This window comes from Leifsonia sp. RAF41 (genome assembly GCF_052114085.1).
In the GTDB taxonomy this organism is placed as follows: Bacteria; Actinomycetota; Actinomycetes; order Actinomycetales; family Microbacteriaceae; genus Leifsonia.
Genome location: NZ_JBFREB010000001.1, coordinates 3318556 through 3341971 on the forward strand (window position 1 = coordinate 3318556; position 23416 = coordinate 3341971).

Here is a 23416-nt window from a genome sequence, read left to right on the forward strand (position 1 = left end):
TTGCCGTCGCCGCGACGCGGGTCAGCCGACCCAGCGCGTGAGCAGCTCGTCCCAGTCGGCCTGGAACCGCCCGAGGCCGAAGCGCTCCAGCGCCCACTCGCGGGCGCGCCCGCCCGCTTCCGCTCCCCGCCCCGGGTCGTCGACGAATGCGCGCACGGCGTCGTGCAGCTCACGGACATCGGTCGAGATCGTGCCGACACCCGGAACCACCGCGCGACGCGCATCCGTCGCATCCAGGGCCACCACGGGCATACCGGCCGTCATCGACTCGAGCAGCGCAAGGCCGAGTGACGTCCACCGGTTCGGGTGCACGTAGACGCGCCGCCGGCCGATCTCCGAGAACAGTCGCGGGGCCTCGATGTCTCCGGCCGCGACCACCCGGTCCCCGCCGACGCCCAGGGCCTGCGCCAGCCCATCCACCTGCATCCCGAACACGTCGATCGGGGCCACCGCGCTGAACCCGCCGAGCAGGTCGGACCCGGTGACCCGCCAGCGCCGCACCGGCTCGTTGATGACGGCGGCCGCCCGCGGCAGCTCGCCGGTGTAGAAGCTGCCATAGTCGACGACGCCGTGCTCGATCACCACAGTGCGCGTCGAACCGGTGTCCCAGAACAGCGCGTTGAAATGGGTGACGTGGGCGATGATGACGTCGTCGCGATCGGCGAGCGGATGCCGCGAATTGGGGACGCCCTCCTGCGGCGTGTTGTGCTCCACGAACACCACGGGGATGTCGATGCCCGGCTTGCGGCCGGTCAGGCGCTCGACGCGGTCGAACTCCTCGGGGCGCTGCAACACCACGGCGTCGAAGGGCGTCGAGGCGAGCTCGGTCTCCGGCACATCCACCACGGTGGCAGGCCAGTCGCGGGCGCCGACGCCGCCCTCGCCCGCCGCATCCACCGGCAGGAGGTACGTGTGCCGCCCGCGCACGAACGCGTCCATCCACCCGCCGTGCACCTGCCAGACGAGGAGCCGCAGAGCGCGGCTCACAGCTGAGACCCGGAGCCCGGGTGCCCCAGCTCGAGCGGTCCGGTCATCGGCGCCGGTTCGTGCTCCTGCCCCGCCGCCACGCCCGCGTGCGTGTGGCCTGCTACGCCGTGTGCGGCGGTGTGCGGCTCCTTCTCCGGGCAGAGCTTCCCGCAGTACGAGCAGATGTAGCCGTCGCCGAGTTGCGCTTCGCCGTGGAGCCGGTACTCCAGCATTTCACCGTCGCTCTGCAGGGCGAACTCCACGAACGCCGGGCGCTCCAGCGACGGGATGGGCACCCGCATCCGCTCGAACGGCCGGAGGTCGTCATCCAGCGGCACCCACAGTTTCTCGGGTGCCGGGCCGAAGATCGAGCCCGCCTTGTCGACCCGGGCAGGCCGATGGTCGTCGCGCACGTGGAGGATGTGCCCGGCACGGATCATGTCGCGCGGCAGCGCCTGGTACGACTCGGGCACGCCGTAGGCGATCGTCCCGCGGCGCAGACGCGAGAACCCCTCCTCGGAGTCGTCGCCCATCACGATGAACGGCGGCGCCTCCGTGCGACGCAGCACGATGGCCGTGTCGCCCGACGGGCCGTCGGAGATGAGTTGCAGAACCGCGGTCGCATCCACGCGGGAGGACTCTCCGGCCTCGGTGACAGAGGGGTCAGGCATGCGCGACCGACACCAGTTCCGCCTCGCGCCGCCCGAGCTCGGCTTCGAACCGTGCTCCCCACACACGATCGGCCTGCTCGATCAGGCACTCGGCCAGACGCCCCACGACCTCCACGTCGCCCACGAGCACCTCGCCGTCCGGGGCGTGCCCGACGCCGCGGCCGCGCAGCAACCAGGCGAAGCGCTCCGGGCGGGAGCCGTCCTGCGGGGCATGACGGGGAGCGGGCAGACGGCTGATCTGGCGAGCAGTCCACTCCGCGCGGGGCAGCGTCCACCATTCCTCGCAGTCCAGCGGGAACGCCGGAAGGCCGGGGAGCGGGAGTCCGGACTCGGCGTCGAACGAGCCGTCCTCCAGATCGGCTGCGAAGCCGGCCGAATAGCGCACGTAGAGGCCGGGGCCGTCGTCGAGCAGTCGCTCGACCTCAGCGAGCTGATAGAGCATGCGATCCTCCGCTGGGGACGGCGTCGTACGGAGCGGCGACGCGGTAGCGGCACTCCATGCGGGTGCGCGAAACGAGCTCGAACCGGTGCCAGGACGGCCGGTCGAGTGACGGGATGGGGATGCTGATGCGGTCCGGTGCCTCGCCGTTCCCGTCGAGCGGGACGAACACGACGACGTCGGACGCCCCGAACACGGAGGCCGAGCACGCGAATCGCGCCTGGGCGTACCGGTCGAAGGCGACGACGACAGCGGGGTCGGACTCGACGGGGAAGTCGTCACGCGACTGCTCGCGGAAGGGCTCACTCACGCCGTGCGCGCCCTGCCCCCGGCGCATCCGCACGAACAGGTCCCGTCCGCCGAACACATCCAGCCGGAGCGAGGACGGGACGGCCCCGTCCACCAGGACGGCGACCGGCGTGCGGGCACGGCGCGGCAGCATCATCAGCACAGCGGTTGCTGCCAAATCGCCCATGCAAGCAAAGTTAAGGTGCAGTCGCCGGAAGCGTCAGGGGATTGACGAACCGTCGGGAGGGTGCGAGCGGTCAGGGGATGTGTCGGCTGATCTCGTCCTCGGGCATGATCACCATGCCACCTGTCCGCTGGGACGTGTGCATGAGTGCCTCCAGCCACTGCGTGTTGATCGCGGGCGGCCGGCTGCCGCTGAACTGGAACGCGAGCGGAACCTCGCGACTGACCCAGAGGGATACGCGACCCGATCCCTGCTCCACCGGAACATCCCAGTTCAGCAGGAAACTCTCGTGACGGCGGAGTTTCGCGACGATGGCGAGCTTGACGTGACTGAGCACGCGGTCGTCGAGTTCGTACTCCTGTCCTGCGCCGTAGACGAGTTTTCCCATAACTACATAGTGCCTGAACGCACCACCGAAATCCTGTCGTGTCAGGGGGATTGACACCGGTACCATCCCGTGGTTAGCGGATGGCCAACTTCTGCCCGCCATCGCTGAGGCGCCGGGCCAGCAGATCGAACGGGACGTCGTGGACGGCCCGGCCGGAGTCCGCGGCGAGCGCCGCAGCGACACCGGCGGCCTGCCCGAGCATCAGGTACTGGGGTTCCATCCGCACCGAGGCGAACGCCACCGCCGACGCAGACAGGCAGACGGGGACGACCAGATTGGATGCGTCGCTCCGGCACGGCAGCAGCGAGGAGTACGGGATGCCGTACACGGGCACCGGGACGGACAAGTACCCCTCCGTGAACACCGTGCCGATCGGGACCGGATGCTCGTACACCCAGCGCCAGACGCGCTGCACCTCACGGACATCGATGTGGTACGAGCCGAGCGCGATCGTGTCGGGCGGGATGGATCCCGCGACCAGGTCGTGCTCCGTGAGCACGCGCTCGCCGACCATCCGGCGCGCCTCGCGCACGTACAGCTGGTGCGGCAGGTGACCGGTGTCGGCGAATTCGCCTCGCGGCAGCCCCCACCTCGACAGCTCCTGCCGGATCGCCGCGGGGACGGCGGGATCGCGCGACAGGAAATACAGGAACCCGGCCGTGTGCGCGACGTGGTGGAGCCGGATTTCCTCCCGGCGCTCCGGCGACGCGTCCGGGTATTCCCACGCCGATCCGTCCAGCACGCTCAGGGACACCGGACCCAGTGAGTTGCCGTCCGCCATCCCACCCGGGAGATTCGGTTCGAGCCCGAGCATGCCACCCGCAGTGCGCTCCACCCCCTGGCAGCGGTCACGGGCGAACAGCCGACGACCGATCTCCCAGTACGCCTCGTCGTAATCGGCGGGCCGGTCGAACGGGATGCGGTCCGGCGCTGTCGTCAGGCACACCCGGTAGCCGTACGACATGACCCCGCCGTCGCCCGCGCCGAGCGCGGCGAGAGGGCGGTCGTGCAGCTGCGGCAGGATGCCTCCCTCCGCGCGACCGGTCGGGTCGCCCACGAAGGGCGACACCCACGGCGGCATGTTGTGCATCCCGGGCAGGAGCTCCTGACGTCCGGCGAATCGTTCGCCGTACAGGGAGCGGTCCTCGCGACCGACCCGGTACGGAACGCCCGCCGCCGCCAGCAGGTCTCCTTCGTACGTCGCGTCGATGAAGACGGCCGCTTCCATCCGTTCGCCGCTCGTCGTGAACAGCGCCCGCAGTTCACGGCCGTCGCGTCCCTCCGCCGTCTCCACCGTCCCCAACCGTGAGCCGAACTCCACCTCGACACCAGCGTGCTCCAGCCAGCGCCGGAAGATCGCCTCGGCGACGTGCGGCTCGGGGCCGGCGTAGCGTCCGGGGGAGACGCCGTAGTGGTCGGCGACGTCGGCCCGAAAGCGAGCAGCTGCCCCGCCGAGCGCACGGACATCGCCGACGTCCGTGTAGCCCAGGCCGCCGGACGTCATACCGCCCAGGTGCCGGCCCGGCTCCACGAGCAGCACGCGTGACCCCGTCTCGGCGGCGGCGACGGCCGCGGCCACACCGGCCGACGTACCGCCGTAGACCACGACGTCGACGGAACGACTCATGCGCTCGCTGCCCCATCCGCGAACTGCGGGAGGAACTCTGCACCGGTCTCGAACAGTCCGCGCTCGAGCGCCGTCACCAGATCCCACTGGCCGACGAGTGGATGCGCGAGCAGCGCCATCCGCACCAGCCGTCGGTCACCGGTCACCGCGGCGCGGGCCGCGAGCCGCTCGTACGCGCTGACGTGCTGGATCAGTCCGAGCAGCTCCGGCGCGACCGGATCCTGCGGCAGAGGCGTCGCGCCCGACTCGTCCACGCGGCACAGCGTCTCGATCACGTCGTCGTCGGCCAGCCCCGTGACGAGTCCGTTGTTGCGCACGTTGACGACGTGGTTGTCGCCGGTACCCGCCACCAGCGAGGCCAGCAGCGCTGTTGCCGCCTCGCTGTAGAACGCGCCGCCCCGCGCCTCCAGCTGCGGCGGCTTCGTGTCGACCGCCGGGTCCGCGTACAACTGCAGCAGCTCGCGCTCCACGTCCGCCACCACGGTCGCCCGAGGCGTTGCGGCGTTCAGCTCGGCGACGGTGGCGTCGTGGGCGTAGTAGTACTTGAGGTAGTAGGAGGGCAGCACACCGAGGTCGCGGATGAGCTCGCCGGTCACGCCGCCGCGGCGGCCGAGTTCATCGGCACGCTCCGCGATCATCCCGGGGAGCACATCCACACCGTCGACGCGGATGTGGCGCACCCAGGACAGGTGGTTGAGACCGACCGGGTCCACCTCCACACGGTGCGGTTCCACGTCGCGCTCGCGGGCGATCCACCGCTGGACACCGATCGCGAAGTTGCACAGCCCGATGGCCTTGTGGCCGTCGTCGAGCAGTGCCCGGGTGTTGATGCCTACTGGATTCGTGAAGTCGACGATCCAGGCGTCCGGATTCGCCCGCTCCCGGGCCTCCCTGGCGATATCGAGTACGACCGGAACGGTCCGCAGCGCCTTGGCCAGGCCGCCGGCGCCGGTCGTCTCCTGTCCGACGCATCCGCAGGCGAGCGGGAAGAGCTCGTCCTGCAGGCGTGCCAGCTGACCGCCCACGCGCAGCTGGATGAGCACGGCGTCCGCGCCGTCGATCGCGGCCGTGCGGTCGGTCGTCAGGGTGACCGGAACCCCCGCGCCCTGCCGCGCGAGCATGCGTCGCACCATGCCGCCGACGATCTGCAGGCGCGGCCCGTCCACATCCATGAGCCACAGCTCGTCGACCGTAAGGCGCTCGCGCTCGTTCCACAGGCCAGAGACGAGCTCGGGTGTGTAGGTGGAACCGGCGCCGATGACCGTGACCTTCATGTGCGGGACCTTTCGGGGGTGTCGGGGGTGTCGGGATGAGATGGGCGGCGTTGGGCCGTCACGGAGCGGCGTCCGGGGTGTCGGGCTCCGCCGCGGCCCGGGTCGATGGGCCGGCCTGTCCGGACGCGCTCTCGCGGAGGGTGCGGACGATGCCGTCGACCGGGCGGAACTCCAGCGGGTGCGGGTCGAAGCCGAGATCTCGCAGCCCGTCGGACACGTGTGCGCGGAAGGCCGGGTCGGAGAACACGCCGCCTGCGAGCACGGCGGGCGTCCCCGGCGGGACGCTCGCCTCCGCGCCCCAGGCGCCGCGCGCCACGACACCGGCGAGCAGGAGTGCCTCCGAGGCCGCATGCGCGATCAGGTTGCCTGCCACCGCGTCGCCGTCGGCAGCGGCACGCGCCACGATCGCGGCCAGCGCCCCCACCTGCCGCATCGAAACCCGGCCGTCGCGGATGCTCCGAGCGAGCTCGACGGTGTCGGCGGCCTCCGTCTCGGTCAGAACCAGCGCTCGCAACGTCGTAGCGGGCCCTCGGCCGTCTTCGGCGCGGGCGGCGGCCCGGACCGCCGCGCGGCCCAGCTCGTCGCCGCCTCCGCCGTCGCCGCTCGCCCAGCCGAGTGCGGGCACGGTCGCCACGCCGAGGGGGCCGCGCGCCACCGCGTTGAGGCCGGCGCCGCAGACGATCGCGAGCGCGTGGCCGGATCCCGCCCCCGCCTCCAATACAGCGACTGCATCCCCCATGACGTCGACCTGCGCGTGCGGAAACAACCCGCTGAGGGCGGTGCGATACCCGACGTCGTCGCCCGGGAAATCAAGGCCCGCGACAGCGGCGGATACGCGACTCACCTGCGCGGGCTCCGTCCCCGTTTGGCGCAACAGGGCTCCGACCTCGGCCACGACGGCGTCCGGCCCGGCGCCGCTTCCCGCCCCGATGGCTCGCGCCCGCTCGACGAGCCCGTCCTGCGCGCGGGCCAGCACGACGACCTCCGTCTTGGAGTTGCCGCCGTCGATCGCGACGAGCACGCCGTCGTCCGGGACACGGGTGGAAATCACCGTCGGATCCTTTCGTCGCGCCCATCCTGTCGCAAATATGGGATCGTTTCCAGTCCGTCCGCTCGCTCTTCCGGTCACGATCACTCGAGACCCATCGCTGACAGCGAGTCGTGAGTAGATGCGTGTATCCGCCGCGAGTTGCGACATCATGTCACCACTCGGCGAATCGGAACGGTCGGCGTGGGCACGGGTGTGCCCACGAATCGCTACAGAGCGCGGGGCGCAGCCGTCGAACCGCGCGGGAGCACCTGCGCCTCGAGAACCGTCGTCTGCGGCTCGGCGGCCGGGTCCTGCAGCCGCTCCAGGAGGCGGGCGAGCGCCGTCTCGCCGAGCGAGACCGCATCCTGCGCCACCGCCGTGATGCCGGGGCTGACCATGCTCATCCACTCGGAGTCGTCGAACGAGACGACGCTGACGTCTTCGGGGATGCGCAGCCCGAGGTCGTTGGTCGCCCTCCACACGCCCTCCGCGAGGAGGTTGTTGGCGGCGAAGATGGCGGTGGGGTGGTCCCGGCGGGCGAGGATGTCGATGGCCGACTTGCGGGCGCCGTCCGCATCCCACCCGGTCGAGATGACCAGGGCCGGGTCGGCGGCGATGCCGGAACCCTGCAGCGAGTTCCGGTAGCCTGCGGCACGCTCGCCACCGGTGGTCCACGTGGTCTCGTCGATGAACAGCGCGATGCGGCGGTGACCCAGGTCGATCAGGTGGTCCGTCATTCGCTTCGCGACGCCCGCGTTGTCGATGATGACGGCGTCGCAGCGACCAGCCGAGAACTGGCGGTCGGCTTCGATGACGGGGATGTGCTGGCGCATCAGGTAGTCGGAGACGTCACCGGACAGCGGCGTGACGATGACGCCCGCGACGCGCGTGGCGACGAACGCGCGGGCCGCATCCATCTCGGCCTCGGTCGAGCCCTGATCGTCGACCAGCATCATGGTGTAGCCCTCGCGGCGTGCCCGCGCGGCGACACCGGCGGCGAGGTCGGCGTAGAACGAGTTGCGCAGGTCGGAGACGAGGACGCCGATGGTGCGGCTGTCCTGCTTGCGGAGGCTGCGCGCCATCGCGTGCGGCACGTACCCGAGCGATTCCGCGGCGGCGACGACGCGCTCCCGGACCCCGGCGGCGACGTATCCCTCACCGCTCAGCGCGCGGGATGTCGTCGACTGCGACACGCCGGCCGCCAGCGCGACATCCTTCAGCGTGGCGCGGCGCGGAGCCCCCTCCGCGTCGTTCTCGATCATGACACCCTTCCCACGGGCGCCGGAGCGCCGGACGCCCGGCGAAGTCCACCCTAACGGTCACCCTGCGCCGCCCGCTCCCACCCATCCGGGCGCCGAGGTGCTCGTTGTGGCTGGAAAATCGCCGAATAGCCGCCACAACGCGCACTTCGGCGGTCGCCGACAGGGAGGACGAATGCGTGCGCCAGGTGTACCGTGCGCCTCACACAGGCAGTTCCCCCGCCGGCACCGCCCACATAGTCGCGACGGGTCCGCGCCCGCGCAGCCCGGTCCCCGCCCGGGAAACGCCTGGACGCGGTTGCATGGCCCGCTCACCAGGACCTATAGTCGCTGCTATGTGGTAACGATGCCACACCGCCGAGGAAGGCGGGGACGGATCGAAAGGGTGGCGATGAGGATCACCGAGCTCGATGATGCGACGCAGGGAGGTCGGTGATGGCCGTTCTCACCGAATCGCCCGGCAGCAAAGCCCGGACGGGTGACCGCAAGCCGGCGAAGAAGCGCGCGAGCAAATACAACCGGCGCGAAGCGATGGCGGGCTACCTGTTCATCAGCCCGTGGATCATCGGCTTCCTGGTGTTCACGCTCGGCGCGATGCTGTACAGCCTGTACATCTCGTTCAGCAACTACAACCTGGCGACGAACAGCGCGAGCCCAGCCGGCGTCGAGAACTACGCCGAGCTGTTCAACGACCCCAAGGTCGGCCTGTCGCTCGGAAACACGCTGTTCTACGCCGTCATGGCCGTTCCGCTCGAGATCGTGTTCGCGCTGCTCCTCGCGCTCCTGCTCAACTGGGTCGGACGCGGAGCCGGCGTGTTCCGCACCATCTACTACCTGCCGAAAATGACGCCCGCGGTCGCGACCGCATCCATCTTCCTGCTGCTGCTGAACGGCAACACGGGAGCCATCAACCGGTTCCTCGCGCTGTTCGGCATCGACGGACCGCAGTGGCTCATCGACCCGAACTGGGTGAAGCCGTCGATCGTGCTGATGACGCTCTGGGGCGTCAGCGGGACCATGGTGATCTTCCTCGCGGCCCTCAAGAACGTCCCCCAGGAGCTCTACGAGGTGGCGTCTCTGGATGGCGCGGGCCCGATCCGCAAGTTCTTCCAGATCACCGTCCCGATGATCTCGCCGGCGATCTTCTTCAACGTGGTCGTCCTCACCATCGCGGCGTTGCAGGTCTTCGACCAGGCGTATCTGCTGTTCTGGCGAGACCAGACGAACGCGTCGCCGGACTCATCCCTGTTCTACGGCGTCTACCTCTTCCAGCAGGCGTTCCGCCAGTTCAACTTCGGTTTCGCCGCGGCGATGGCGTGGCTGCTGTTCGTGATCATCCTGCTCATCACCCTCGTGCAGGTGAAGGTCAGCAACCGCCTCGTCTACTACGAAGGAGACAAGTGATGTCGTCCGCGACCCAGTCCACCGCTGCTGCGGCCCTGGCCCCGCTCGCCTCCGAACTGGAGGAGGCCCAGCTGGGCACCACCTCCAATGGTCGGGGCGACAAGCCCGTCGGAAACCGCTGGTACAAGCCCAAGTCGATCGTCGGCAAGACCCTGCTGTGGATCGTCGCGATCGGGTTCACCCTGCTGTTCCTCTACCCGTTCGCCTGGCTGCTCGCCGCGAGCCTCAAGCCGCGGCAGGAGGTCTTCGACAACTCGCTATGGCCGAAGACCTTCACGCCGCAGAACTACGTCGAGGTCTGGAACCAGCTGCCGCTGATGTCGTGGATCGGCAACAGCATCGTCATCGCGGTCCTCGCCGCCGGTCTCGTCGCGATTTCGAGCTCGATCGTGGCGTTCGGTTTCGCGTACTTCAAGTTCCCCGGTCGCACCCTGCTGTTCGGCCTGGTGCTGGCGACGATGATGCTGCCGGGCGCGGTGACGATGGTCCCCCAGTACCTGATCTGGAAGAACATCGGCCTGATCGGGACGTGGATCCCGCTGTTCGGCATGAATCTGTTCGGTTCGGCGTTCTACATCTTCCTGCAGCGGCAGTTCTTCATGGGGCTCCCCCGCGAGCTGTTCGAGGCCGCCCGCCTCGACGGTGCCAGCTACTGGAAGCTGTTCACCAAGATCGCGATGCCGCTCAGCATCCCATCGTTCATCATCATCTTCCTGTTCGAGTTCCAGGCCAGCTGGAACAACCTGCAGGCGGCCCTGATCTACCTGAACGCGGGAGGCGTCGAAGGCTTCACGGTCCCGCTCGGCATCTCGTACGCCATGACGACGTTCAGCCCGACGAACGGTGGACACGGTGACTACCAGTACGTCATGGTCGCGGCGTTGATCGTGACGTTGCCCATGCTGCTGCTCTTCGGCTTCGGCCAGCGGTACTTCATCGAAGGTGTGGCGACGCAGGGCCGCAAGGGCTGACCTCGACCCCGGTCACCGGACGCAGTCGGACACCGTCCGCTGCGCCCGGTGGTGATTAACCCGCGGGCGGCGATCTCGGGTCGAGTGCGCCGGGCGGGGACCACCCGATCCTGGTTCGAGTCGCCCGTCACGGCATCCCCGGCCCACTTGGCGGCTCCCTGTGGCGCCGAGGTGCAGGTAGTGGCTGGAATTCGGGCCGAATAGCGACCACAACGCGCATTTCGCGCACCCGCGCACTCACACCTCGTGCGCCTCGCCTGGCCGGCGCGCTCACGCGCCCACCCAGCCCGCTCCTCCCACTCCTCGCGGGTTCCGCACCTCCCGCGGCGCCGAGGTGCACGTAGTGGCTGGAATTCGGGCCGAATAGCGACCACAACGCGCACCTCGCCGTGAGCCCGGACGCCGCGCCGACCGCGCGCGTCACTGTGGCGCTGAGCCCGCCCGCCCGCGAGTGGATGCGCGGAACGCGACGAAGCGCCGCGAGGTGCACGTAGTGGCTGGAACTCGAGCGGAATAACGACCACAACGCGCACCTCGCCGTGAGCCCGGGCACCGCGCCGACCGCGCGCGTCACTTTGGCGCTGAGTTCCCCGACCGCGAGCGGCCGCCCGGGCTCCGACGGGGGGCGCGAGGTGCAGGTAGTGGCTGGAATTCGGGCGGAATAACGACCACAACGCGCACCTCGCGGCGCGCACGGCGCGGCGCGGGCGGCGCGGCGCGCACGCAGAAGGGGCGGCCTCCCGGAGGAGGCCGCCCCTGAACCGCGAGCGGTGTTACTTGCTGCTCTTGGTGGACTGCTCGTAGGCCTTCATGGCCGCCGTCTGGGCGTCCTTGAGGGCCTGGCTGGCCGACGCGTTGCCCAGGAGGTACTTCTGGACCGCGTTCTGCAGCTCGGTCTGGATCTGCTGACCGGCCGGCGAAGCACCGAACGACTTGCCGCTGCCGACGACGTCGTAGTAGGTCGAGATCGCCTTGTCGAAGCCGGCGTTACCCGACGGCTTGATGTACTTCTCGCGCAGCGTCTTGTCGGCCTCCGGGGATCCCGTGAAGAGGCCGGTGTTGATCGCACCCGGCGTCTTCTCGAGCGTCTTGGCACGGGCAGCACCCGCGGCCTCCCACGCCTGCTCGCTGGTCAGGGCGAGTGCCCAGGCGCACGCGGCGTCCTTGTTCTTGGCACCGGCCGGGATGACGAACGACGTCCCGGACGCGACGGTGAAGGGCTGGCCTTGGGTGTCCTTGAACGGCACCGCACCGATGTCGACCTTGTCGACGAACGGGGTCAGCACGTTGACGTACCACTGCGCGTTCACCTCAGCGCCGACCTGGTCCTTCACGTACTGGTTGTTCTCGCCGAAGAAGTCGAAGGAGTCGGTAAAGCTCTTCATCTTGGCGTAGCCGCCCTGAGCGTCCGCGATCTGCTTGAGGACCTCGAGTCCCTTCTCGTTCTTCGGGTCGTCGAGGGTGGGCTTGCCGTCGGAGCCGATGATCTGGCCGCCGTTGGCGAGGAGCCACAGACCGGCCTGACCGCTCGCCTGCGGGTCGAAGCCGAGGACGGACGGGTTGCTGCCGGACGCCTTGTACATCTTCTTGACCGCGGCGACCAGCGTCTCCGGCTTCGAGGTGTCGATGTCGGCGTCGGTCACGCCGGCCGCCTTCATGACCCGCTCATTGGTGATGATCGCCGGCGGCTGGTAGAACTGCGGCACCGCGTAGATCTTGCTCTTGTAGGTGATGTCGTCGACGACCGAGGAGTAGTACTGCTTCGACGGGTCGACGTTGTGCACCGAGTAGCACTGGTCGAGCGGCTGGATGAGGCCCTGCGCCGCGTAGGTGGCGACGAACTGGCGGTCCATCTGCACGACATCCGGAACGTTGCCGCCGGCCACGCGCGTGGTGAACTTCTGCGCGTCGAACGGTGTCTGGTCGATCTTGATCGTGACGCCCTTGAGCTGGTCTTTCGCGTAGTCGATGCGCGAGGTGCCGACCTCGTCGGCGTTGTCGAAGCCCCAGGCGTTCAGGCTGCCTTTGGCGTCTTTCGAGAAGTCCCCGCCGGACGAGCTGCCGCCGCTGGAGCTGCAACCGGCGAGGAGCGCCACCGACGCGGTGATTGCCAGCGCGGCGTAGGCGGTGTGCCTCTTGTTCATCTGATTTCCCTTCAGTGGTGTCGCAGCGGGCGTCCTCGCCCGTGCGAAGAGGTACGGGATCCCCTACCGCCGGGTTCAGAAGCGACAGTATGGAAACCTTCCCACATCGCACGCTAATGCAGCGGCATGGGTCTTCACAAGGGGACCGGGTCCGCGGACCCGGTTTTCGTTACTTGATTGTTTCTTACGCTCGAACGGGACGCTTCTCAAGGGACCCGCTCGTATGGCAACGATGCCACACTGAGAGCGAGCGGGCCCCCGAAACCAGAGCGATTCCAATCCGTTCCGCGCCGAACTACGGATGACCTCAACGGCGGGCGTTCCCTCCCCCGTCGACCGATGGATGCGGCACACACGAATGCGACCAGGGGCGCCCGGTGTGCCGCATCCGATCGGGATGGTCGGAACCGCCGACCCGGCGGCCCGGCGTCGGACGCCGCCGCTAGGGTGGTTCCACGGGCCGCCCGACGAACGAGCGACCCGAGACGTGAGGGGTGCGCGTGGCCGAAGACGAGGGGCTCGCGATCAGGATCCGCGGACTGCACAAGCGGTTCGGCGAGAAGATCGCTGTCGGCGGGATCGATCTGGATGTGCCGTCGGGCAGCTTCTACGGGCTGGTCGGCCCGAACGGCGCCGGCAAGACGACAACACTCAGCATGGCGACCGGGCTGCTCCGTCCGGACGCGGGCCAGGTTCTGATCCATGGCGTCGACATGTGGCAGCAGCCGCTGATCGCGAAGGCCATGGTGGGCGTCCTCTCCGACGGCGTCCGCCTGTTCGACCGGCTGACGGGTCAGCAGCTGGTCGAGTATGCGGGCCTGCTCAGCGGGATGGACCGCCCGACCGCGCAGCAGCGCACTGCCGACCTGCTCCAGCTGCTCGACCTCGAGTCCGCCGGCGGGACGCTGGTCGTCGACTACTCGGCCGGCATGACGAAGAAGATCGCGCTGGCGGCGGCGATGGTGCACGCGCCCCGCGTCCTGGTGCTGGATGAGCCGTTCGAGTCGGTCGACCCGGTGTCGGCCGCGAACATCCGCGACATCCTGCGCACCTATGTGGATGGCGGCGGCACGGTCATCGTGTCGTCGCACGTCATGGACCTCGTCGAGCGGATGTGCGACCACGTCGCTGTCATCACGGCCGGCCGCGTCGTGGTCGCCGGGTCGGTGGACGACGTTCGCGCCGGCTCCACCCTGGAGGACCGCTTCGTCGAGCTCGTCGGCGGACGCCGGGTCGGGGAGGGACCGGAGTGGTTGCGACACTCGTAAGGCTGCGGCTGCTGGTCCTGCGCAACTCGTTCCGGCGCAGCACCAGCCAGCTCGTCGCCGTCATCATCGGCGCGCTCTACGGCGCCTTCGGCCTGCTCGTCGTGCTGGGCGCCCTCGTCGCCCTGTCGTTCGCGCCCGCGGAGGTGGCGACGACCGCGGTAGTCCTGGCCGGATCCGCCGCCGTGCTCGGCTGGGCGGTCTTTCCGCTGCTGCTGTCGGGCGTCGAGCAGACCCTCGACCCGGGGCACCTTGCCGTGTACCCGATCGCCCTCCGCCCGTTAATGGTGGGGATGCTGCTGAGCGGCGCGGTCGGCGTGGCGGGCGCCGCGACCACCATCGCTTCGCTCGGGACCGCCCTGCCGTGGCTCCACTCACCCGGGATCGCGCTGATCGCTCTCGTGACGGGAGCCTTGGGCGCCGCCACGTGCATCGTCATCTCGCGGGCCGTGACGTCGGTCGCGAGCGGCCTGGCGTCCGGCCGGCGGTTCCGGGAGGCCAGCGGCTTGCTGATCCTGATCCCGCTCATCCTGGCCGGACCGATCATCATCGGCATCTCGTCCGGGCTGCGGAGCTCGGCGGACGCCCTGCCTGCAGTCGCGTCCGGTCTCGGCTGGTCGCCGCTCGGAGCGGTCTGGGCCGTGCCCGGCGCCTTCGCCGCGGGCGACCCGGGTGGCGCACTGCTGCGGCTGCTGATCGCGATCGCGACGTTCGTCGTGCTGTGGGCGGTGTGGCGGTGGGGCCTCGCGCGCTCGCTGGTCACTCCGGCGCGGGCGTCGTCGCGGGTGCGCGCTCCGGGCAAGTCGGGCCTCTTCGGGGTCTTCCCCGGGACGGCCGCCGGCGCGATCGCGGCGCGGTGCCTGACCTACTGGTTCCGCGATCCGCGCTACCTCCGGCAATTGCTCGTCATTCCGCTGCTGCCGGCCGTCATGTGGTTCTACGCGAGCATCAACCACTCCACCGGCTACATCTTCGCGGCCGGCCCGGTCGTCGCCTTCTCGCTCGGCATCGGGATGATCGCCGACGTCTCCTACGATTCGACCGCCTTCGCGCTCCACGTCTCCAAAGCCGTGCCCGGCCGCGCCGACCGCTGGGGACGTGCCGCCGCGCTGCTGTCGTTCGCCGTACCGGCCGTGGTGATCGTCTCCGTTGGGGCCGCGGCTCTCGAGGGCGACTGGCTGCCCGCTCCCGGCCTGCTCGGGCTTTCGCTCGGGATGCTGTTGAGCGGCGTCGCGGTGTGCTCGGTGACGTCCGCGCGGTTCGTCTTCCCGGTGCCGGAGCCGGGGGACAACCCGTTCCGGTCACGCCCGGGTTCCAACATCTCGCTCCTCGGTCCGACCTTCGCCGCGTGGGGCGTCATCGCGGTGCTGTGCCTCCCTGAGATCGTGCTGCTCGTCGTCTCGTTGGTGACCCGGGAGGCGGTGTGGGGATGGCTGGGCCTCGTCGCCTCCGTCGTTCTCGGCGCGGTCCTGGTCGTGGTGGGCATCCGGGTCGGCGGCCGGGTGCTCGACGCGCGCGCCCCGCAGCTGCTGCAGCAGCTGCGCACGGACGGCTGACGCGCAGCCTCAGCCTGCGAGGGTCTGCTCGCACGCGAGCAGCGTCACGCCCACACTCCACGCGTGGGAGAGCGTGAGCAGCATCCCTTTCGGCTGGAAGCATGCCGTCTGGTAGTAGCGCTCGCTCACCATCCCCCGGTAGGCGTTGAAGTCTCCGTCTTCCCGGGCGATGAACTGCCGGAAGCAGGCGAGCGTCTCGTCGGCACGCTCCGCGTAGTGCGGGTCGCCGAGCGCAGCGGACAGCTCGCGCAACTCCGCGGTGCAGACGAGCCCGTAGGCATGCAGATGCTGATTCGACGGGGAGGCGTTGTCCGCCCCGCGGGTGCGGAAGCCGTATGCCCCGAGCAGGGTGTGCTGCGGGAACGCGACGTCGTAGCTGTACCGGAAGGTCAGCATCCAGTCGGCCGCGCGCCGCGCCACGTCGAGCCAGTGCCCGTCTCCGGTGGCCCGGTGCAGTGCGACGTACGCCATGACCGCGGCGTAGCCGTCTTCGGAGGTCGGGGCGAGGTCGACGTCTTCGGGAGCCCCGTGGATGAACTCGCGGTCGACGAACTGCTCGTAGTAGCGGCCGGCCGACAGCGCCGCCGGCAGGTACCGCCGGTCGCGGTCGGCGGCTTCGACGAGGGCGGCGATCCAGGTCAGACCGGACGCGCCGGACCACGACAGCACCTCGCCGGTCTCGGCGTGGTGCACCGACCCGAGGTTGCCGTCCGCGCGCTGCCGCCCGACGATCACGTCGAGGTTGGAGCGGATGGCGTGCTCCCACTGGTCGTGCCCGTCGAGAGCCTGGGCGCGCACCAGGAACAGCGTCGCCTCGGCGAGGGTGCGGGAGTGCAGGCCACGCTTGAGCTCTGTCCAGCTCTGCGTCCACCCGTGGTCGCGATACCAGACGCCCCAGAAGGTGCCGGAGGGCGACAGGGAGCCGGTGATGAAGTCGATGACGCGACGCGCAGCATCCACCTCGGCGGGACGATCGGTCCGCAAGCCGTGCGCGAGCAGCGCGTACGCCCAGGGGATGCCGCTGACCCAGCCCACGTGCATCGCCTGCCGGTCGACGGTGAGGCCGTCGCGGCCGCTCACCTCACGGTCGAAGCCGACGGTCTCCAGCAGCACCCCAGGGTCGGGGTCGTAGTGCCAGGTCAGCAGGCCCTCGGCCGTCAGATCGGCCGCGGTCTCCACATCCACCCACGGGTCCTGTGGCGCACCCGCAGCCGCTTCGGCGTGCAGGGCGCGCAAAGCGGGGGCGTAGGCGTGACGGGATGGGTCCAGCGCGAAGACGCGCACGGACAGTTCGATGGTCTCACCGGGAGTGAACCGGTGCGTGGACACGTCGGCCGGCCGCGGGCGGGCGTCGCCGTAGTACGTGACCGGGAACTCCCGGTAGGGGAAGCGAAGACTGACCGTGGCGTCGCCCCAGGTGGCGTCGTGCGCGAGTCCGAGTCCGGTGAGCCCGAGCGGGGACGTCTCGTCGGCGGCGAGCGCGACGCCTCCGCGGCCGGGACCGGCCCAGGCGAACACGGCAGGCGTCGCCGCTCGATCGGCGCGGAACTCCCACGCGTCGCTGACGAGCGCGGCGTGCTGCTCCGGCGTCGTGGCGCCGATCTCGAAGCGAGGGAAGGCGCGCGCGTTGTCGGCGGGACGGTTCTCCCCGTAGAACGCGCCGGGGATCAGCCACCAGGGGTCGTCGGCGCCACGGACGGGCGCCTCCACCAGCACCGACCCGTCGCTCGGCTCGTCACCGGTGTACGTCACCTGCAGCGTGAGCCGCCAGCCGGGATCGGCGTCACTCCACTCCTCGCGCACCTCGACCGCATCAGCCGCAGCGCCGACGACACTGACCCTGACTTCGGGACGCGCGCTCACAGCAGTGGGCGCTCGATCAGGTCGACCTCCCGAACGGGCTCAGCCGGGTCGGCCGGCACCACGAACGTGCGCAGCTGCGACGGGCCGAAGTCCTCCTCGATGGTGCGACCGAGCAGGGGCAGCTCGATGCGCGACCGTCCGGCCTCGCCACGCGTCTCGACGGCCCGGACCACCACGTCCGCGCCACCCGGCGCGTCGGTCCCATCCTCGGTGCCCTTCAGCGCGGTCACCATGACGGCCCCGCCGCCGTCGCCCGCGAATGAGCGCATCGGCGGCAGGGCGCCGTCATGGAACGATTCCTGCATCGCGCGCACGGGGTTGCCGAGCACGAGAGCGCGACGGATCGGGTCTGCCGTACGCCAGTCGCCCGTGTGCGGGACGAGCTCGTAGCTGAACCGCTGGACGCCCTGATCCTGGAAGGAGTAGATGCCCTCCGGGTCGAGCAGCCGCGGGTCGTGCCACGAGTAGACCGGGCTGCGGACGGCGGTGACGCCGATACTCGGCTGCTCGCCGTTCTCCTCCGACGCGGGCGAGACGTCGTAACCGTGCTTGTTCGTGATGATCACCGTCAGACCGGCGGCCGCGCCGTCGACCGTTCCGGTGAGGTCCACCCACGACTGCGCGGGCTCCTCGGCGCCGTCGACCGGGCGCCCCAGGTGTCCGAACGGGATCTCGTAGGTCGCGTTCGGGTCGTCCAGCACGGTCGGGAAGCGCAGCTTCAGCAGGTGGGCCTGCTCACGCCAGTCGAGCGTGACGTCGACGCGCAGCGCGGTCGAATCGTGATCGAGGATGAGTTCCTCCACCAGGGTGGATTCGCCCCACTCGCGCTCCACCCGCACCCGCGAGCGCAGCGGACCGGTCTCGCGCACGACGATCCGCTTCACGGCCATGGATGCGCCCGGCCAGGCGTACGAGATCACACGGTGACCCCAGGTGTCGGTCGGGTCGTCGTTGATCTGCGTGTGCTGCGTCCCGTCGACGCCGGCCATCACATCCACGCCCGTCGCCTTGAGCAGGTAGGACGAGATCCAGCCGGTCTCCTGGTCGATGCGGATGCGGACGTGGTCGTTCTCCAACGTGTCCGCGGTGACGGTCAAGCCGCCGGAAGCGGCCCCCGGTCCTGCACCCGGGCGCAGGCGGTAGAGGCGGTAGCCCAGTGCGGGGACCTCGGCCCGGAACACGACAGCTCCACGCGACACGTCGTCCGTGGTCGCGGTCGACTGCGAGTTCTGGAAGACGACCGGCGCGCCGGTCTCGTCGACCACGTGCACACCGCCGCGCTGGGCGCCGTACTGGAAGGGAACATCCACGGACACGGGCCAGGCGTGCGGGTTGAAGACCAGGACCGGCTGGGTGCCGTCCTCCCGGTCGACCTGCACCTGGCGGGCGATGACGTTGTGGGCGCGGGTGATGATCCGCTTCGAGATCGCGACCGCCTCACCGAGCTGGTCGCGCGCGTCATCGTACGACGGCTCGATCGCCGAGCCCGGCAGGATGTCGTGGAACTGGTTGAACAGCACCTGCTTCCACGCGGTCTCCAGCTGCTCGCGGGGGTAGGCGACGCCGTTGCTCGCGGCGACGACGGCCGCCCAGCGCTCGGCGTTCAGCACGGCGAACTGGGCGCGGCGCTGCCAGGCCTTGATGCCCGAGTGCGCCGAATAGCATCCCGGTGCGTGGTGCTGCAGGTCGTCCCGGCGCACCGGGAGGGATTCGAGGAACGCCTCCCCGCGGCCGAGCACCTCGTCGAAATACGTGCGCGGTGAGGACATCGTCATCCTTCCGAAGGAGCCCATGCGGTCGTAGCGGTGGATGGACTCGATGTTCGCGATCGTTGGGCCGCCACCGTGGTTGCCGACACCGTAGAAAACCATCGCGGTCGCGTTCTCGCCGAAACCGACCGTGCGGTCGAGAGCCGCCAGCGACTTCTCGGTCTGCCCGTCGACGGAGCCGGGAGGGCTGCCGTACTCGAAGGGGATGCGATAGGCCAGCACCCGAGAACCGTCCGGTGCCTCCCACCAGAACAGGGACTGCACGAGGTCCGACTCGTGCGGGCCGGGGCGCAGGAAGGTGTACGAGTCGAGGCCCTGACCCTTCAGGATCTGGGGGAGCATCGCGTTGTGGCCGAACGGGTCGACGTTCATGCCGACCGTCGCCGGAATGCCGAAGCGCGACTCCAGGTAGCGCTGGCCGTACAGGCCCTGCCGCACGAAGCTCTCGCCCATCGGCATGTTGTTGTCCGGCTCGACCCACCAGCCGCCGACATTCACCCAGCGGCCCTCGGCGACGCGGCGCTTGATCTGCTCGAACAGCTCCGGGTCGGACTCCTCCACCCAGCTGAGCAGCACGATCTGGTCGCACGTGAAGATGAAGTCGGGGTACTCCTCCATGCGGTGGATGGCCGACCAGAAAGTCGCGCGGGCCTCCTGGTAGCCCTCCTGCCACGGCCACAGCCACACCGGGTCGAGGTGCGCGTTGCCGATCATGTGGAGGGTGCGCTGCGGCGTCGCGGTGGGGCGCTTCGCGGGCGCGAGGTCCCGCGGCTGGGTGCCCGCGGGGGCGTTCGCGACGGGAGCGGTCGCATCCAGTGCGCTCGTGCGCTGGCGCTGAGCCGAATCCACCGCGATCTTCTCCGGTGGGGTCGAATCGGGGATGCTCACAGTGCGTACTCCTCGTCGCCGTCGGCCCATGCATCCACGATCTCAGACAGCACGTGGAGCATGAAGGTGTGGAACTCCTGGATCCTCGGGGTGGTCGTGGACGGGCTGAGGAGGGCGTAGTCGGCGAACGCGCGCGCCGGGCCGCCATCGCCCCCGCCGAACAGGACCGTCGTCGCGCCGACAGACTTCGCCGCCTCGAGCGCTGAAACGATGTTCGCACTCCGCCCGCTCGTCGTGAAGGCCGCGACCACGTCTCCTGGCCGGGCGAGCCCGAGCACCTGGCGCGAGAAGACGTCGTCGTACGAGTAGTCGTTGGCGATGCAGGTCATCGTGGTCGGGTTGGTGCTCAGCGTCACGGCTCCCAGCGGGCGGCGATCGCGCTTGTAGTGACCGATGATCTCGCCCGTGAAGTGCTGCGCGTCCGCCGCGCTGCCGCCGTTGCCGAACGTATACAGGATGCCGCGCTCGGCGAACGCGTCGCACAGCAGCTTGCCGACTTCGCGGAGCGCCGGCAGCAGCTTCTCCCCCAGCTCGGCGACCTGGATGTGCGCCTCCAGCTGCTCTCGCATCCACTCAGCCACGGCGGGATCCCTTCGTTCCTGCGCCCGCACCCGCGAGCTGATCGAGACGGTCGAACGCGACGGCGCCCGCGCCCACAACGCAGACGACGTCGCCGAGGCCGGCCAGCACCACGGTCGAGGCGGCGGCGGCCGGCGGCATGGCGTCGGCGGCCACGCGCTGGCGGACGGGAACGAGCAGCGCATCCCCGGAGCGGGTCACGCCGCCTCCGAGCACGACGAGGTCGGGCTCGAAGACGTTGACGAGGTCGGTCAGGGCGGTGGACAGGACGTCGATCGTCTCGTCCCACAGTTCGGTTGCGAGCTGGTCGCCTGCGGCAGCCGCTGCGACGACATCCTCGGCGCGGACCGTGGGGAGCTGCGCCAGCGACGATCCCGCACCGCGCTCGGCGACGGCCTCGCGTGCGCGCAGGGCGATCGACGTGCCCGAGGCGTAGCCCTCCAGGCAACCCCGGCGCCCGCAGAGGCAGGGGCGGCCGTCGGTGCGAACCATCACGTGCCCGAACTCGCCGCCGTTACCCGCCGCTCCGCGGTGGAGGCGGCCGTCGATGACGGCCCCTCCGCCGATGCCGGTGGAGATCGTGAGGTAGACCATGGTGTCGGCGTCACGCGCGGCACCGTAACGGAACTCGCCGAGGGCGCCGGCGGTGGCGTCGTTCTCGAGCACGGCGGGGACGCCGAACTCGCGCTCGGCGAGGTCGACGATCGGCAGCTCGATCCAGCCCGGGAGGTGGAGCGGGCCAGTGAGGACGCCGGCCTTCGCGTCGAGCGGTCCGCCGCAGGAGATGCCGACCGCCTCCACGTCGAGGCCGGATTCGGCGATGGCACGCTGACCCATGGCGAACAGCCTGGGAACGATTACACCCGGACCCTCTTCGCGGCGTGTGGGTTCCACGCTGAGTGCGTGCGTTCGTCCATCCTCTGTCACCACACCGACGGCGAGCTTGGTGCCGCCGATGTCGAGTGAGAGGACGGCGCGGAGGCCGTTTGCCATCATGTCCTTCCGGGGTGCACGACCGCACCTTCTCCGGCGGATCGTGTGGGATCGTTCCCACAGATACTATGGCGCGGCGAGCGGGCGGGTCAACATGGGATCACGCCCGCGCCTTGAATCCGGGTTGTGCATCCCTGCATGGAGCGGTAACGTACAACCAAATGGTTGTAGATGAGCTGACGGACGCAGAGGTCGACCGCATCTTCCAGGCGCTGGCGGATGCGACGCGGCGCGACATCGTGGCGCGCTCACTGCGCGGGGAACACTCCGTGAGCGAGCTCGCAGAGCGGTACGACATGAGTTTCGCCGCCGTGCAAAAACACGTGGCGGTGCTGGAGCGCGCCGGATTGATCCACAAACGCACGCGGGGCCGCGAGCGCGTCGTGTCCGGCGATCCGGAGACGATCCGTCGCGCGTCCGGCTTGCTCGACCGGTACGAGCAGATCTGGCGGCACCGCCTGACCGCCATCGACGGGCTCCTCGCCGAGGAGACGGGCACCACCGACGCAGAGAGGAACGATCGATGACCTTCATCGAGTCGAAGAAGGATGTTGAGGCGCTGACGCTCACCATCGTCAGCGAGTACGACGCCCCGCCGGAGCGGATCTGGCAGCTGTGGTCCGACCCGCGGCAGCTGGAGCGGTGGTGGGGCCCTCCGGGATACCCGGCGACGTTCGAGGTGTTCGAGTTCGAGCCGGCCGGACGCGCGACGTACTACATGACCATCCCCGACGGGACGAAGGCGTGGGGCTGGTGGCGGTTCGTCGAAATCGAACCGACGAGCCGGATCGAGCTGGACGACGGCTTCGCCGAAGAGGGCGGCTCGCCGTCTCCGGGCGAACCGGGCCGCATGATCACGACCATTGAGGACACCGGCGGCCGCACCCGGATGACGATGCTCAGCCGCTTCGCGAGCGTCGACCAGATGAACGAGCTCCTCGAGATGGGCCAAGAGGAGGGCATGATCCAGGCCCTCACCCAAATCGACCCCCTCCTCGCCTCCTAACCCCTGTGCCCATCCATCGCTTCCTCGATTAATCCGCCGAAACGCCGTCGCCGACGGGATTAAGTGAGGAAGCGATGGGGGTCAGGGGGCGTCCAGGAAGGCGAGGAGGTGGGGGAGGGTTCGGTGGAGGGGGGCGGCGTTGGCGGCGGCCGATAGGCGCTCGCCGAGGTAGTCGCCGTGCGTGCCGGGGACGATGAGGAGGCGGGCATCGGGGAGGAGCGACGCGAGCTCCACGAAAGCGGAGGCACGCACGACGTCGTGGTCGGCACCGACCACCAGGGTCGGGGCGACGATCGAGGCGAGGAGCGCATCCGGGAAGTCCTCGAAGGCCAGCATCAGCTCGCGGTCGAGGTCGAACATCCGGCGCGCGTGCTCCGGGTCACGGCTGACGGCGAGATCCGCATCCCGGTACGGCGCGGGAAGGTCGTCGTAGGTTCCGGCGGTGAGGCCGTCCCAGAAGCCGTCGACCATCGCGGAGCGGCGCACCGGCGCGGAGGCCGCGATCAGCCGGCGGACGGCGGAGGGATGGCGCGCCGCCAGTTGCAGGGCGACCTGGCCGCCGTTGCTGAAGCCCAGCACATCCACCGGTCCGAGCCCGAGCGAGGCGAGCACCGCCGCGACGTCGTCGGCCGAACCCTCGAAGGTCGCCGGACGGTCGCCCGACGGTGTGCGCCCGTGCCCCTGGAGCTCGACGGCCAGCACGGAACGCGTCGGCGCGACGAGCGGGAGCAGCAGCCCCCAGTTCGTCTCGATCGTCGACCCGCCGCCGTGGATCAGCAGCAGCGGCGGGTGCGGCGAGTCCGGGTCGCCATGCCATTCTCGGTGCAGCGGGATGCGGTCCACGCCCGCAGG

21 protein-coding genes are annotated in these 23416 nt (G+C 69.9%); 6 read left to right on the forward strand and 15 right to left on the reverse strand.

Annotation, left to right across the window (positions count from 1 at the left end; genetic code table 11):
- Positions 1-21: 21 nt before the first annotated feature.
- From AB4Y74_RS16135 to AB4Y74_RS16175, 9 genes are all read right to left on the reverse strand, one after another.
- Positions 22-987 (reverse strand): glycosyltransferase, encoded by a 966-nt coding sequence (locus tag AB4Y74_RS16135; protein WP_441800078.1) that lies wholly within the window; start codon positions 985-987, stop codon positions 22-24.
- Positions 984-1637 (reverse strand): hypothetical protein, encoded by a 654-nt coding sequence (locus tag AB4Y74_RS16140; protein ID WP_441800079.1) that lies wholly within the window; start codon positions 1635-1637, stop codon positions 984-986. The genes AB4Y74_RS16135 and AB4Y74_RS16140 overlap by 4 nt, the downstream gene beginning before the upstream one ends.
- Positions 1630-2079, reverse strand: coding sequence for a DUF6098 family protein (locus AB4Y74_RS16145; RefSeq protein ID WP_441800080.1), 450 nt, complete (start codon positions 2077-2079; stop codon positions 1630-1632). The genes AB4Y74_RS16140 and AB4Y74_RS16145 overlap by 8 nt, the downstream gene beginning before the upstream one ends.
- Entirely contained in the window at positions 2060-2551 is a 492-nt protein-coding gene (locus AB4Y74_RS16150; RefSeq protein ID WP_441800081.1) for a hypothetical protein, read from the reverse strand. The genes AB4Y74_RS16145 and AB4Y74_RS16150 overlap by 20 nt, the downstream gene beginning before the upstream one ends.
- A gap of 70 nt (positions 2552-2621) precedes the next feature.
- Positions 2622-2936, reverse strand: a complete 315-nt coding sequence (locus tag AB4Y74_RS16155; protein WP_441800082.1) for a DUF7882 family protein — start codon at positions 2934-2936, stop codon at positions 2622-2624.
- 73 nt (positions 2937-3009) lie between these two features.
- A complete protein-coding gene (locus AB4Y74_RS16160) occupies positions 3010-4563 on the reverse strand; it encodes an FAD-dependent oxidoreductase (protein ID WP_441800083.1) in 1554 nt (517 codons plus the stop codon).
- Entirely contained in the window at positions 4560-5837 is a 1278-nt protein-coding gene (locus AB4Y74_RS16165) for a 6-phospho-beta-glucosidase (RefSeq protein WP_441800084.1), read from the reverse strand. The genes AB4Y74_RS16160 and AB4Y74_RS16165 overlap by 4 nt, the downstream gene beginning before the upstream one ends.
- 58 nt (positions 5838-5895) lie before the next feature.
- Positions 5896-6888, reverse strand: coding sequence for a BadF/BadG/BcrA/BcrD ATPase family protein (locus AB4Y74_RS16170; RefSeq protein ID WP_441800085.1), 993 nt, complete (start codon positions 6886-6888; stop codon positions 5896-5898).
- A 206-nt stretch (positions 6889-7094) separates the two neighbouring features.
- Positions 7095-8129 (reverse strand): LacI family DNA-binding transcriptional regulator, encoded by a 1035-nt coding sequence (locus AB4Y74_RS16175; protein WP_441800086.1) that lies wholly within the window; start codon positions 8127-8129, stop codon positions 7095-7097.
- Between the two features lie 432 nt (positions 8130-8561).
- On the opposite strand from AB4Y74_RS16175, the gene AB4Y74_RS16180 reads away from it, so the two are divergent.
- Complete coding sequence (locus tag AB4Y74_RS16180; RefSeq protein ID WP_441800087.1) at positions 8562-9530, forward strand: carbohydrate ABC transporter permease; 969 nt, start codon at positions 8562-8564, stop codon at positions 9528-9530.
- Positions 9530-10501, forward strand: a complete 972-nt coding sequence (locus tag AB4Y74_RS16185) for a carbohydrate ABC transporter permease (protein ID WP_441800088.1) — start codon at positions 9530-9532, stop codon at positions 10499-10501. Before AB4Y74_RS16180 ends, AB4Y74_RS16185 begins: the two co-directional genes overlap by 1 nt.
- Positions 10502-11274: 773 nt before the next feature.
- Here the strand turns inward: AB4Y74_RS16185 and AB4Y74_RS16190 are convergent.
- Positions 11275-12645 (reverse strand): ABC transporter substrate-binding protein, encoded by a 1371-nt coding sequence (locus tag AB4Y74_RS16190; protein ID WP_441800089.1) that lies wholly within the window; start codon positions 12643-12645, stop codon positions 11275-11277.
- Between the two features lie 494 nt (positions 12646-13139).
- Between AB4Y74_RS16190 and AB4Y74_RS16195 the strand changes: the two genes are divergently transcribed.
- Positions 13140-13913, forward strand: a complete 774-nt coding sequence (locus AB4Y74_RS16195) for an ABC transporter ATP-binding protein (RefSeq protein WP_441800090.1) — start codon at positions 13140-13142, stop codon at positions 13911-13913.
- Entirely contained in the window at positions 13895-15466 is a 1572-nt protein-coding gene (locus tag AB4Y74_RS16200) for a transporter (protein WP_441800091.1), read from the forward strand. The genes AB4Y74_RS16195 and AB4Y74_RS16200 overlap by 19 nt, the downstream gene beginning before the upstream one ends.
- A gap of 9 nt (positions 15467-15475) precedes the next feature.
- On the opposite strand, the gene AB4Y74_RS16205 is transcribed toward AB4Y74_RS16200, so the two are convergent.
- From AB4Y74_RS16205 to AB4Y74_RS16220, 4 genes are read right to left on the reverse strand one after another with little or no spacing between them, the layout of a single operon-like run.
- Positions 15476-17329: a hypothetical protein gene (locus AB4Y74_RS16205; RefSeq protein ID WP_441800092.1), complete on the reverse strand. Its 1854-nt coding sequence runs from the start codon at positions 17327-17329 to the stop codon at positions 15476-15478.
- A complete protein-coding gene (locus AB4Y74_RS16210) occupies positions 17326-19986 on the reverse strand; it encodes an alpha-mannosidase (RefSeq protein ID WP_441800093.1) in 2661 nt (886 codons plus the stop codon). The genes AB4Y74_RS16205 and AB4Y74_RS16210 overlap by 4 nt, the downstream gene beginning before the upstream one ends.
- Complete coding sequence (locus tag AB4Y74_RS16215) at positions 19983-20567, reverse strand: D-sedoheptulose-7-phosphate isomerase (protein ID WP_441800094.1); 585 nt, start codon at positions 20565-20567, stop codon at positions 19983-19985. Before AB4Y74_RS16215 ends, AB4Y74_RS16210 begins: the two co-directional genes overlap by 4 nt.
- Positions 20560-21558, reverse strand: a complete 999-nt coding sequence (locus tag AB4Y74_RS16220) for an ROK family protein (protein WP_441800095.1) — start codon at positions 21556-21558, stop codon at positions 20560-20562. The genes AB4Y74_RS16215 and AB4Y74_RS16220 overlap by 8 nt, the downstream gene beginning before the upstream one ends.
- Positions 21559-21719: 161 nt before the next feature.
- Between AB4Y74_RS16220 and AB4Y74_RS16225 the strand changes: the two genes are divergently transcribed.
- Positions 21720-22085, forward strand: a complete 366-nt coding sequence (locus tag AB4Y74_RS16225) for an ArsR/SmtB family transcription factor (protein ID WP_441800096.1) — start codon at positions 21720-21722, stop codon at positions 22083-22085.
- Complete coding sequence (locus tag AB4Y74_RS16230; RefSeq protein ID WP_441800097.1) at positions 22082-22564, forward strand: SRPBCC family protein; 483 nt, start codon at positions 22082-22084, stop codon at positions 22562-22564. Before AB4Y74_RS16225 ends, AB4Y74_RS16230 begins: the two co-directional genes overlap by 4 nt.
- A gap of 81 nt (positions 22565-22645) precedes the next feature.
- Here the strand turns inward: AB4Y74_RS16230 and AB4Y74_RS16235 are convergent, their stop codons facing one another.
- Positions 22646-23407 carry an alpha/beta fold hydrolase gene (locus tag AB4Y74_RS16235; protein ID WP_441800098.1) on the reverse strand — a complete coding sequence of 254 codons (762 nt, stop codon included), beginning with the start codon at positions 23405-23407 and terminating at the stop codon, positions 22646-22648.
- Between the last annotated feature and the right edge of the window lie 9 nt (positions 23408-23416).

Excerpts from the sequence above, each read along its gene's own strand:
- AB4Y74_RS16150 (WP_441800081.1), bottom strand. The coding sequence starts at position 2,551 with ATGGGCGATTTGGCAGCAACCGCTGTGCTGATGATGCTGCCGCGCCGT.
- AB4Y74_RS16145 (WP_441800080.1), bottom strand. The coding sequence starts at position 2,079 with ATGCTCTATCAGCTCGCTGAGGTCGAGCGACTGCTCGACGACGGCCCC.
- AB4Y74_RS16155 (WP_441800082.1), bottom strand. The coding sequence starts at position 2,936 with ATGGGAAAACTCGTCTACGGCGCAGGACAGGAGTACGAACTCGACGAC.
- AB4Y74_RS16165 (WP_441800084.1), bottom strand. The coding sequence starts at position 5,837 with ATGAAGGTCACGGTCATCGGCGCCGGTTCCACCTACACACCCGAGCTC.
- AB4Y74_RS16180 (WP_441800087.1), top strand. The coding sequence starts at position 8,562 with ATGGCCGTTCTCACCGAATCGCCCGGCAGCAAAGCCCGGACGGGTGAC.
- AB4Y74_RS16225 (WP_441800096.1), top strand. The coding sequence starts at position 21,720 with ATGGTTGTAGATGAGCTGACGGACGCAGAGGTCGACCGCATCTTCCAG.
- AB4Y74_RS16160 (WP_441800083.1), bottom strand. The coding sequence starts at position 4,563 with ATGAGTCGTTCCGTCGACGTCGTGGTCTACGGCGGTACGTCGGCCGGT.
- AB4Y74_RS16190 (WP_441800089.1), bottom strand. The coding sequence starts at position 12,645 with ATGAACAAGAGGCACACCGCCTACGCCGCGCTGGCAATCACCGCGTCG.
- AB4Y74_RS16230 (WP_441800097.1), top strand. The coding sequence starts at position 22,082 with ATGACCTTCATCGAGTCGAAGAAGGATGTTGAGGCGCTGACGCTCACC.
- AB4Y74_RS16140 (WP_441800079.1), bottom strand. The coding sequence starts at position 1,637 with ATGCCTGACCCCTCTGTCACCGAGGCCGGAGAGTCCTCCCGCGTGGAT.
- AB4Y74_RS16185 (WP_441800088.1), top strand. The coding sequence starts at position 9,530 with ATGTCGTCCGCGACCCAGTCCACCGCTGCTGCGGCCCTGGCCCCGCTC.
- AB4Y74_RS16220 (WP_441800095.1), bottom strand. The coding sequence starts at position 21,558 with ATGGCAAACGGCCTCCGCGCCGTCCTCTCACTCGACATCGGCGGCACC.
- AB4Y74_RS16175 (WP_441800086.1), bottom strand. The coding sequence starts at position 8,129 with ATGATCGAGAACGACGCGGAGGGGGCTCCGCGCCGCGCCACGCTGAAG.